Origin of the sequence: Streptomyces sp. SolWspMP-5a-2, assembly GCF_900091845.1 — a bacterium.
GTDB classification, from domain to species: Bacteria; Actinomycetota; Actinomycetes; order Streptomycetales; family Streptomycetaceae; genus Streptomyces; species Streptomyces doudnae.
Genome location: NZ_FMCI01000204.1, coordinates 79,607 through 89,821, shown reverse-complemented (window position 1 = coordinate 89,821; position 10,215 = coordinate 79,607). Strand labels below are relative to the sequence as shown.

Below are 10,215 nucleotides of genomic sequence, written 5' to 3'. Positions count from 1 at the left end.
CCGGGCCCGGTCCTGAGCCCGCGATGGCGCCGACCGCGATCCTCCCGGCGATCCCCGAGCCCCGCCGGGGTTCGGCCGCCGACGCCCTGCCCCCGGCCCTCGCCCCGGCGGCACCGGTCGCGCCGAGCCCGGCCGCCCCGACGTCCCGCCAGCCGTCCCGGCAGGCGGCGATGCGCAGGGCCAAGGAGGACAACCGGCGCAAGGTGGCGACCGCGCGCGAGCTGATGGCCCGCCATCTCGCCCAGCGCACCGGCCCCCTCCCGACCATCGCGCCCGCACCGGCCGAGCGAACGGCGACCGGCCAGACGTCCTTCACCACCGCAGCGGCCGGGCAGACGCCCTTCGCCACTCCGGCGACCGGGCAGACGCCCTTCGCGACCCCGGCAGCCGAACAGACGTCCTTCACCACCCCGGCGGTCCCGCAGCCGTCCTTCCAGCCCGTGCCGACCGCCCCGGCCGCGCAGGCGCAGACCCCGCAGACGTCGTTCCCGCAGGGCTTCCAGGACCTCCAGGCGCACCAGGCCGAGCAGCCGCGACAGGCTTACCCGCAGCCCGCGTTCCTCCCCACCGAACCGCAACAGCAGCTCCCGGACACGCCGTTCTACTTCGGCGACTCCCAACAGGCAGACGCGCAGACGTCGTTCGAGACGTCACAGCCGTCGTTCGAGACCGCACCGGCTTCGTTCGCGACCGCGCAACCGTCCTTCGAAACGGCCCGGTCGTCGTTCGAGACCGCCCCGCCCGCCGCCGCACCGTGGACGCAGTCGGCCGAGCAGGCCAGACGGGCCGCCGAGGAGGAGTGGCGGCTGCGCCAGCCGAGCGTCCTGGACACCGGCATCGGCCGACCTGCGGCCGCCGCGGCCCCGGCGCGGGAGGCGGGGACCGCCACCAAGGCGGACCGTGCCGTCGCCTTCGCCCGCGACCAGATCGGCAGGCCCTGCGTGTGGGGCGCGGCGGGGCCGGGCTCCTACGACAACGGGACCCTCGTCCAGGCCGCCTGGCGCAGCGCCGGGGTGGCGCTGCCGAGGCTGGCGCACGAGCAGGCGGGGTCCGGCACGATCGTGCCGCTCGCCGAGGCCAGGCCCGGGGACCTGATCTTCTTCCACGACAACTTCAGCCACGTCGGCCTCTACACCGGCAACGGCCTGATGATCCACGCGCCGGGCCCCGGCGCCGCGATCCGAGAGGAGTCGGCCTTCTACGCCGGGGACTCCGCGCTGCGGATCGCCGTCCGACCCGCCTGAGCCCGGCGGCGGACCCGCCCCCACCAGCCCACCCGTCCCTCCCTCGACACCCACCTACATGAGATACCCATTTGCCTAAAGGCTTTAGGTAGTTTCATAATCGGGGTGCCGAGTGGAAGGACGGTCATGGTGCGTCGCGTGGGACTGACCCCCGAGCGGCTGGCGCTCGCGGGCGCCGAGCTGGCCGACGAGGTCGGATTCGAACAGGTGACTGTCTCCGCGCTGGCCAGGCGGTTCGACGTCAAGGTCGCGAGTCTCTACTCGCATGTGCGCAACTCGCACGATCTCAAGACCAGGATCGCGCTGCTGGTGCTGCGGGAGATGGCCGACCGGGCCGCCGCCGCGCTGGCGGGGCGGGCCGGCAAGGACGCCCTGGTCGCGCTGGCCAACGTCTACCGGGACTACGCCCACGAGCACCCGGGCCGCTACGCGGCGGGCCGTCAGCCGCTCGATCCGGAGACGGCCGCCGCCAGCGCCGGGGTGCGCCACTCCCAGATGACCCGGGCCGTGCTGCGCGGCTACGACCTCGCGGAGCCGGAGCAGACACACGCCGTGCGGCTCCTGGGCAGCACCTTCCACGGGTACGTGAGCCTGGAACTGGCCGGGGGCTTCAGCCACAGCTCCCCCGACTCGCAGGAGAGCTGGACCCGCGTCCTGGACGCCCTCGACGCGCTCCTGCGCTCCTGGCCCGCCGCCCCGCAGGCGCCGTCCGAGCCTTCAGAGCCGTCCTGAACAGCAGGTTGAGAGCATGCACACCACACCGCACGACTGGATCACCACCCCCCTGACCGCCGGATTCCTGCGCGGCGCCCTCGACGTCGAGGAGACCGGGCGCGGCCTGCTGCCGCACCGGCTGCCCGCGCGGGCCCGCGCCCAGTACACCGACCCGCAACTGGCCATGGCCGAGTCGCAGCCCTCCGGAGTGCGGCTGGTCTTCCGCACCCGGGCCACCGCGATCGAGCTGGACACCCTGCCCACCAAGCGCGTCTACGCCGGGGTGCCGCCCCGGCCCGACGGCGTCTACGACCTCGTCGTGGACGGCCGCCCGGCCGGTTCGGGGAGCGTCACCGGCGGGAACACGCTCACCATCGACATGGCGCGGGGCAGCACGGAGCTGACGCCGGGACCGGTCGGCACGCTCCGCTTCACGGGGCTGCCGGAGGCGGAGAAGGACGTCGAGATCTGGCTGCCGCACGACGAGACCACCGAACTCGTCGCGCTGCGCACCGACGCGCCCGTGGGGCCCGCTTCCGACCCCGGCCGCCGCGTCTGGCTGCACCACGGCAGTTCGATCAGCCACGGTTCGTTCGCCGCCACCCCGACGACGACCTGGCCCGCCCTCGCCGCCTCGCTCGGCGGTGTGGAGCTGATCAACCTGGGCCTGGGCGGCAGCGCCCTGCTCGACCCGTTCACCGCGCGCGCCCTGCGGGACACCCCCGCCGACCTGATCAGCGTCAAGATCGGCATCAACCTCGTCAACGCGGACGTGATGCGGCTGCGCGCGTTCACCCCGGCCGTGCACGGGTTCCTGGACACCATCAGGGAGGGGCACCCCGAGACGCCGCTGCTGGTGGTGTCGCCCCTGCTCTGCCCGATCCACGAGGACACCCCGGGGCCCAGCGCGCCGGACTTCAGCCGGATCGCCGACGGGCAGTTGCGGTTCAAGGCGATGGGCGATCCCGCCGAGCGGGCGGCCGGGAAGCTGACGCTCAGGGCGATCCGCGAGGAGCTGGCCGCGATCGTGGAGCGGCGGCGGGCCGACGATCCGCGTCTGCACCACCTCGACGGGCTCGCCCTCTACGGCGAGCGGGACGCGGCCGAACTGCCGCTCCCGGACGACCTGCACCCCGACGCCGCCACCCACCGCCGCGTCGGCGAGCGGTTCGCCGCGCTGGCCTTCGGCGAGGGAGGCGCGTTCGCCGCCTAGGACGACGCGACCTCCGCCCGCGCGAGGACCGGGCCACCTCCACGGACGGACCGCGGCACTCCCCACGGACGGACCGCGGCACCTCCGCGCGCGGGCCGAGCCGCATCCGCCCGCCGGACCGAGCCGCGTCCGCGCACGGGCTGCACCTCTCCCGCTCACGTACGGAGCCGGTCGGCAGCATCACGAGGAGGCCGGAGACAGCACGAGGCCGTCACCCCACCGGGTGGCGGCCTCGCCGCGTCGGGACCCCGGGCGGGCGGGGCCGGATTCCGCCGGTCGAAGCCGGGGACGGGTCGGTGCGGGGCGCTGCGGGTCGGGTCGAGTCGGAGGGGATCGGGCCAGGTCGGGGCCGGGCCGCGCGGGCCGGTGTCGTCACGGCGATTCTCCAGGCACGCCTTGACATACCGGAGAAACGATTCTTAGCTTGGGCGATCATTCAGCTTTGTGAAATTGATTCATGGACGTGAACGGATAGGGGCGGGGATGGACGGAGACGCCTTGGGCGGCCCCCTCGCACTCCCCCACGGCCCGCTCACGTCCGGACCGATCGCGCCCGGACGTCGGCGGCGTCCGGGGACGCTGCCCGACCCCACGCCCGGCCGTCCGGCCCGGCTGGCGCACCCGACCGACCACGGCTTGGAGGCTGTCCGCGCATGAGCACCACCGGTACGAAGATCCGGGAACTGATCGTCACCCCGATCGCGTTCCGTGACCCGCCGCTGCTCAACTCGGGCGGTGTCCACGAGCCGCTCGCCCTGCGCTGCGTCCTCCAACTGCGCCTGGAGGACGGCACGGTGGGCCTCGGCGAGTCCCCCGGTGGCGCGGTGCGGGTGGAGCGGCTCGCCGCCGCCGCGCGGGCCGTCGTCGGCCTGGACGTCTTCGACACGACGGCCGTGGCGGCGGCGATCGACGCGGTCCTGCTGCCGACCGTGCCCAGCTCCCACGAGCGGGGCTGGACGACGTCGGCCGTGGAGGTCGCCTGTCTCGACGCGCAGGGCAAGCTGCTCGGGCGGCCGGTCAGCGACCTGCTCGGCGGGCGGGTCAGGGACCGGGTGCCGTTCGCCGCGTACCTCTTCTACAAGTGGGGTGAACACCCCGCTCTGGACGGGCGCGAGGCGGTCGGCGACGACTGGGGCGAGGCCCTGGACCCGGCCGGGATCGTCGCGCAGGCGCGGCTGATGCAGGAGCGGTACGGGTTCAGGTCCTTCAAGCTGAAGGGCGGTGTCTTCCCGCCGGACGAGGAGATCGCCGCGATCCGCGCGCTCGCCGAGGCGTTCCCGGGACAACCACTGCGCCTGGACCCCAACACCGCCTGGACGGTGCCGACGTCCCGTTACGTGGCCCGCGAACTGGACGGCGTCCTGGAGTACTTGGAGGACCCGACGGCGACGATCGCCGGGATGGCCGAGGTGGCGAAGGACTCGCCGCTGCCGCTGGCCACCAACATGTGCGTGATCGCGTGGGAGCATCTGCGGCCGGCCGTCGAGCAGAACGCCGTCCAGGTGCTGCTGACCGACCACCACTACTGGGGCGGGCTGCGCCGTACCCGTGAACTGGCCGCCGTCTGCGAGGCGTTCGGGATCACGCTGTCCATGCACTCCAACTCGCACCTGGGCATCAGCCTCGCCGCGATGACGCACGTCGCGGCGGCCATCCCCAACCTGGACCACTCCTGCGACACCCACTACCCGTGGAACTCCGCCGACGAGATCGTCCGGCCGGGCGTCCTCGAACTGCGCGACGGCGAGGTGGCGGTGCCGACCGGGCCCGGCCTGGGCGTGGAGCTCGACCACGACGCCCTCGACCGGCTGCACCGGCTCTACCTGGAGTCGGGGATGCGCGGGCGCGACGACTCCGGATACATGCGCCGGGTCAGGCCCGACTACGACCCGCGGCTGCCGCGCTGGTGAGCCGGGGGCGCCGCCGGGGCCGTCCGGGTCAGGCGTCCCGGTAGAGGTCGCCGAGGAGCGCGACGACGGCCCCGGTGGCCGGATGCGGGTCGTCCCGCCACCAGGCGAGGCGGACCTCGACCGGGTCGGCGTCGCGCACCGGCCGGTAGACCAGGCCGGGGCGCGGGTACTGGTGGGCGGTCGACTCCGCCGTCACCCCGACGGCCCGGCCGCTCGCGATCACCGTCAGCCAGTCGTCGACGTCATGGGTCTCCTCGGTCTCCGGGCGGGCGTCCGGCGGCCACAGGTCGGCGGTCGTGGTGCCGGTGCGGCGGTCGATCAGCAGGACCCGGTCGACGAGTTCGGCCAGCCGGACCGAGCGGCGGCGGGCGAGCGGATCGTCCGCGCCCAGCGCGCACAGCCGCCGCTCCCGCCCGACGACGACCTGTTCGAACCGGCGCGGGTCCAACTCCCGCCGGACGACGGCCAGATCGCAACTGCCCTCGGCGAGTCCCGCGGTCGTCGAGTTGACCCGGACCAGGTGCAGGTCGGTCTCCGGGTGGGCCCGCGCCCAGCGGCGCTGGAAGGCCGAGGTGTGGCGGCCCACCGCCGACCAGGCGTAGCCGATCCGCAGCCCGGCGTGGCCCGAGGTGGCCGTGCGCACCAGTCCCTCGACCTCGCCGAGGACGCGGCGGGCCTGCGCCAGCACCCGCAGTCCGGTCGGGGTCGGCGCCACCTCGCGCGAGGTGCGGCGCAGCAGCTTCACCCCCAGGGCGCGTTCGAGGGAGGCCAGGGTGCGGGAGACCGCGGCCTGGGAGACACCGAGGGCGATCGCCGCGTCGGTGAACCCGCCCTCGTCGACGATGGCCACGAGAGCGCGCAGCTGCCGGAGCTCGACATCCATGACTCCAGCGTATAGATCGTGGCCGCAGCGCATTTTGCCGGGGGAATCCGGCGGCGCACGATCGGGCCATGCGCCCCGTGTCCGCACCCTCAGCCACCGATCCCGTCACCCTGCCCGCCCCGGCGCCCGCCGCCTCACGGCACCGGCTGCTCGGGGTGGCCACCATGGTCGGCTCCGGCCTCGCCAACCAGACCGGCGCCGCGGTCGGCTCGCTCGCCTTCCCCGTCATCGGCCCGGTCGGGGTCGTCGCGGTCCGCCAGTACGTCGCCGCGGCGGTCCTGCTGGCCGTCGGACGCCCCCGGCCGCGCTCGTTCACCCGCCGCCAGTGGTGGCCGGTACTCGCCCTGGGGGCCGTCTTCGGCACCATGAACCTGTCGCTGTACACGGCCGTCGACCGGATCGGCCTGGGGCTCGCGGTCACCCTGGAGTTCCTCGGCCCGCTGGCCATCGCGCTGGCCGCCGTCCGGCGCCGGGTGGACGCCTGCTGCGCGGTGATCGCGGCGGCCGGGGTGGTCACGCTGCTGCGCCCGCGTCCCTCCACGGACTACGCCGGGATGGCGCTGGGGCTGGTCGCCGCCGGATGCTGGGCGGCGTACATCCTGCTGAACCGGACGGTCGGCCGCCGGATACCCGGCGCGCAGGGGTCGGCCGCGGCGGCGGCCGTCTCGGCGCTGACGTTCCTGCCCGTCGGGGTCGTGGTGGTGCTCACCCGGACGCCGACCTGGCAGGCGGTGGGGTGCGCGGTGGTCGCGGGTGTCCTCTCGTCGGCGGTGCCCTACCTCGCCGACCTGGTCACCCTGCGCCATGTTCCGGCGCAAGCTTTCGGCCTCTTCATGAGCGTCAACCCGGTCCTCGCGGCGGTCGTGGGGTGGGTCGGACTCGGGCAGCGGCTCGGCTGGACGGAGTGCGCGGGCATCGGCGCGATCGTGGCGGCGAACACCCTCAGCATGGCCACCCGCGGGCGTTGGGACCGGGGCGGCGGGGGCGGGGCTAAAACCGGGCAGTGACCAGGGGTGGACCGGCCGCGGTGGCCCGTCAGCGCCCTTGAGCCGGTCACGTCACGACCGTAATCTTGAGGTGAGACAAAGTCATATTCACCTCCGGAGGCCGCACGTGAGCGAACCCACCACGGACCCCGCCGGGGTCGCCGCACCGCGTCGCGCGCCCCGGCCGGCGTGCGGCGGTGCTCAGTGGGCGCGGGTGCTGGAGGCGGCGGAGCGGGTCCTGGTGGCGGAGGGCACGCAGGCGCTCACGACGCGCCGGGTCGCCGCCGAGGCGGGGGTGCCGGCCGGGTCCCTGGACGAGGACCTGCCCGACCGGGACGCCCTCATCGACGCGCTGGCCGCCGGGTACTTCGCCAGGCTGGAGACGGTGATGGACCTGCTGGTCCACGAGGCGTCCGCGCGGCGGTGGGACGATCCGGTCGGCGTCGTCCTCGACACGTACGCGGACCTCTACCGCACCGAACACGGCTTCCGTGCGCTGTGGTTCGGCGGCGGACTGACCACGTGGACGCGGGCGGCGGACCGCGAGCACAAGGAACGGATGGCCGACGGCGTCGCCCGTGTCCTGCTCGCGCTCGGGGTCGCCCGGGACGACGAGTCGCTCGCCCGCGCCTGCCGGGCGGCCGTCCTGGCGGCGGACGCGCTGGCGCAGGAGGCGTTCCGCCGCACCCCCGAGGGCGACGCGGACCTCCTGGACGAGGCGAAGGTCATGATGCGCGGCTACCTGAGCGCCGTCGCGGCACGCTACCCCAACGGCTTCCCTGCGGAAGTGGGCTGAGCCCCCACACGGTTTCCGGCGGAGGCGGGTTGCGCTCCCACGCGGTTTCCGGCGGAGATGGGCTGAGCCCCACGCGGTTTCCGGCGTAGGCGGGCTGCGCCCCCACACGGTTTCCGGCGGAGATGGGCTGTGCCCCACGCGGTTTCCGGCGGAGGCGGGCTGCGCCGGACACTCCGCGAACCGGTCTCGGGAAGCTCTCGCCCGAGCCCGCACGCGGGCATCGAGGGGCTGAGCTATTCCCTCAACGTGCGCTGCGGGCAACGGTGTTGAGGTGACCGACCGCACACGGACGCCCAGGCGCAGACGCCCGGCCCACCGCCCCGCCCCCCACCTCGCCGAAACGACGAAGCCGGTGCCCGCGACGGTGAAGTCGACGCGGGCACCGGCGGTCGGTCACGCGCGGTTGCTCCGGGCGCGGGACGCCAGGTAGACCGCACCGGCGCCGACGGCCAGGGCGGCGACCGCGCCACCGGCGATCAGGCCGGTGGAGGAGTTCGCGCCGGTCTCGGCGAGCGGCGTGGCGCTGTCCGTGGGCGAGGGCGCCGGGGAGACTGGCGGCTTCGACGCCAGCGGCGGCACGTCGGAGGTGGTGGGCGGGGTGGCCGTGGAGGCGGGCGGCTTGCTCGCCTCGACCGGGGGCTTGCTCTCCTGCTGCGGAGCGCTCTCCTCCGGGGCGGTGGGGGTGGCCGGGGTGCTCGGCGTGGCCTCGCCCGGCGTCGGGGTGGGCGACTCGGGCGCGGCGGGCTCGCACGCCTTGTCGCCACCGTTCCAGGCGGCGATGAGGTGGTACGGCGTCATGACCCCGGACGGCTGGTCGGGCAGCGCGCCGTGGCCCTCGCCGGTCTTGCCGTCGTACGTGACGTCGTCGCCGTACAGGTCGATCTGGCCGTAGCAGTCGGGGGACTTGACGGTCAGCTTCTGCCAGGTCCGCCCGGCGTCGCCGGAACCGGCCACGTCCTTGGCGTCCAGGTAGACGGTGCTCTTGTCGACGAGGGCCTGGCGGCCGGACGAGAGCCAGTCGGGGCCCTCGGTGGTGTACTCGGCGAGCGAGACGGGGTAGGTGCAGCCGTCGCCGACCTTCTGGTCGGGCGCGAGGCGGACCTCGACGGTGCCGGGGACGCTCGTCCACTGGTGGAAGCCGCCCTGCGAGGTCCAGTCGGGGCCGATGGTCTTGCCGTCGGTGTCGACCAGGCGGTACTGGACGGTGGCGGACCGGCAGCCGCCGTCGGACAGGGCGCTCGCCGTGCCCGCCGCGAGGACGGGCAGGGCGCCCGCGGCGAACGCGGTCGCGGCGAGGGCGTACAGGGTTCGGGAACGTTGCCTACGAGACAAAGTCGGGCCTCTGTGCAATCGGGAGGTGGGGGAGGTGGCAGCGGGCGCGGAACCGCGGCGGGCCGGGACGACCGCGGGCACACGGAACCAAGCCGCTGACTCGCTCCGGTCACGTCGAACGCGATGACGAAGCGAGCTGAATTCTTGTCACCTTCCACAACTCCCGTCAATTCTGCACCAGTTGAGCACACGGAAAGGACGTGTGTGGTCAACGGGGCGACGGAAGAGGGGTTTTGTCAGCCGACGTCCGACTACCGCTCGCCGGTCGGCGACGGCACGTCCAGTTCGGCGGGGCGCAACCGGTAGACCTGGAGCCGCAGGTCGTAGTACTTGTCGGTCTCCCCGACCCACTCCATCCCCACCCGCCGCGCGGTCGCGGCACCCCGCTCGTTGCGGGGCCGCACGACGGCGAAGATCTCGTCGACGCCGGACGCGAAGGCGTAGTGGGCGACCGCGTGCCCGGCCTCCGCGGCCAGTCCGCTCCCCCACGCCCCGGGGGCGAGCTGCCAGCCGATCTCCAGGTCCCGGCGCTCGGGCGGCAGCGGCAGCAGCGCGGTCCCGCCGACCACGGCTCCGTCGTCGCGCCGCTCGATCGCCCACCGTCCCTGCGGGGCGTCCAGGCTCGCCCCGGCGGAGATCCAGCGCTCGATCAGCTCCCGCATGGCCGTCACGTCCGACACCCGTTCGAGCGCGGGGGCCAGCCAGCGGGAGACGTCCGCGACGCCGTAGACGCCGAGTGCGGCCCGCGCGTCCCCGGGGACCCACGGCCGCAGCACCAGGCGGGGCGTGGTGATCCGCGTTCCCTCGATGACGACCCGGTGCTCACGTTCGGCCATACCGGAGACGCTACCAACGGCGTCCCCATCCGGCGCGGCGGAAGACGGCTCCCGCAGCCCGCCCGACATTGACGCGCCCCGCACCTTTCCCTACTTTCTGAGAGCGCTCTCACATTCTCCGCCCGTGCGCCGCCCGTACGCCGCACCACGCGCAAGCCCGCCCCACCCCCGCACCCCCGCATCCGTCCCCCACGGCTCGGCCTCACCCCCCAACCCCCACCTCGCCCCATCACGGCACGGCCACCCCCACCCCCGCACGCCCTTCACCGCCGTCCCCCGACGGTGTCCCGCCACGGCGACG

At 74.4% G+C, this 10,215-nt stretch carries 9 protein-coding genes; 6 read left to right on the top strand and 3 right to left on the bottom strand.

The genetic code is table 11. The annotated features are described in order from the left end of the window. The 4 genes from GA0115242_RS21010 to GA0115242_RS20995 form a co-directional block, all read left to right on the top strand. On the top strand, nt 1-1,244 hold a 1,244-nt coding region (locus tag GA0115242_RS21010; protein ID WP_370672308.1), incomplete at its 5' end, for a C40 family peptidase. Between the two features lie 126 nt (nt 1,245-1,370). Then, the gene (locus GA0115242_RS21005) at nt 1,371-1,976 is read left to right on the top strand and encodes a TetR/AcrR family transcriptional regulator (protein WP_093830727.1); all 606 of its coding nucleotides are present in this window, start codon (nt 1,371-1,373) and stop codon (nt 1,974-1,976) included. Nucleotides 1,977-1,992: 16 nt separating this feature from the next. Continuing rightward, on the top strand, nt 1,993-3,171 hold the full coding sequence (locus GA0115242_RS21000; protein WP_093830724.1) for a GDSL-type esterase/lipase family protein: 1,179 nt from the start codon (nt 1,993-1,995) through the stop codon (nt 3,169-3,171). A gap of 653 nt (nt 3,172-3,824) precedes the next feature. Then, nucleotides 3,825-5,081 (top strand): glucarate dehydratase family protein, encoded by a 1,257-nt coding sequence (locus tag GA0115242_RS20995; RefSeq protein WP_093830722.1) that lies wholly within the window; start codon nt 3,825-3,827, stop codon nt 5,079-5,081. Nucleotides 5,082-5,109: 28 nt separating this feature from the next. On the opposite strand, the gene GA0115242_RS20990 is transcribed toward GA0115242_RS20995, so the two are convergent. Next, complete coding sequence (locus GA0115242_RS20990) at nt 5,110-5,964, bottom strand: LysR family transcriptional regulator (protein WP_093830720.1); 855 nt, start codon at nt 5,962-5,964, stop codon at nt 5,110-5,112. 68 nt (nt 5,965-6,032) lie between these two features. Here GA0115242_RS20990 and GA0115242_RS20985 point away from each other — a divergent pair, with 68 nt between their 5' ends. Together GA0115242_RS20985 and GA0115242_RS20980 are read left to right on the top strand one after the other, a co-directional pair. Next, nucleotides 6,033-6,971, top strand: a complete 939-nt coding sequence (locus GA0115242_RS20985) for an EamA family transporter (protein ID WP_093830718.1) — start codon at nt 6,033-6,035, stop codon at nt 6,969-6,971. A gap of 106 nt (nt 6,972-7,077) precedes the next feature. Beyond that, a complete protein-coding gene (locus GA0115242_RS20980) occupies nt 7,078-7,746 on the top strand; it encodes a TetR family transcriptional regulator (RefSeq protein WP_093830716.1) in 669 nt (222 codons plus the stop codon). 393 nt (nt 7,747-8,139) lie between these two features. On the opposite strand, the gene GA0115242_RS20975 is transcribed toward GA0115242_RS20980, so the two are convergent. Both GA0115242_RS20975 and GA0115242_RS20970 read right to left on the bottom strand, forming a co-directional pair. Beyond that, nucleotides 8,140-9,078: an LAETG motif-containing sortase-dependent surface protein gene (locus GA0115242_RS20975; RefSeq protein WP_093830714.1), complete on the bottom strand. Its 939-nt coding sequence runs from the start codon at nt 9,076-9,078 to the stop codon at nt 8,140-8,142. Between the two features lie 251 nt (nt 9,079-9,329). Further along, nucleotides 9,330-9,914 carry a GNAT family N-acetyltransferase gene (locus GA0115242_RS20970; RefSeq protein WP_093830712.1) on the bottom strand — a complete coding sequence of 195 codons (585 nt, stop codon included), beginning with the start codon at nt 9,912-9,914 and terminating at the stop codon, nt 9,330-9,332. Nucleotides 9,915-10,215 lie beyond the last annotated feature (301 nt).

Excerpts from the sequence above, each read along its gene's own strand:
- GA0115242_RS20990 (WP_093830720.1), bottom strand. The coding sequence starts at position 5,964 with ATGGATGTCGAGCTCCGGCAGCTGCGCGCTCTCGTGGCCATCGTCGAC.
- GA0115242_RS21000 (WP_093830724.1), top strand. The coding sequence starts at position 1,993 with ATGCACACCACACCGCACGACTGGATCACCACCCCCCTGACCGCCGGA.
- GA0115242_RS20970 (WP_093830712.1), bottom strand. The coding sequence starts at position 9,914 with ATGGCCGAACGTGAGCACCGGGTCGTCATCGAGGGAACGCGGATCACC.
- GA0115242_RS20995 (WP_093830722.1), top strand. The coding sequence starts at position 3,825 with ATGAGCACCACCGGTACGAAGATCCGGGAACTGATCGTCACCCCGATC.
- GA0115242_RS21005 (WP_093830727.1), top strand. The coding sequence starts at position 1,371 with ATGGTGCGTCGCGTGGGACTGACCCCCGAGCGGCTGGCGCTCGCGGGC.
- GA0115242_RS20985 (WP_093830718.1), top strand. The coding sequence starts at position 6,033 with ATGCGCCCCGTGTCCGCACCCTCAGCCACCGATCCCGTCACCCTGCCC.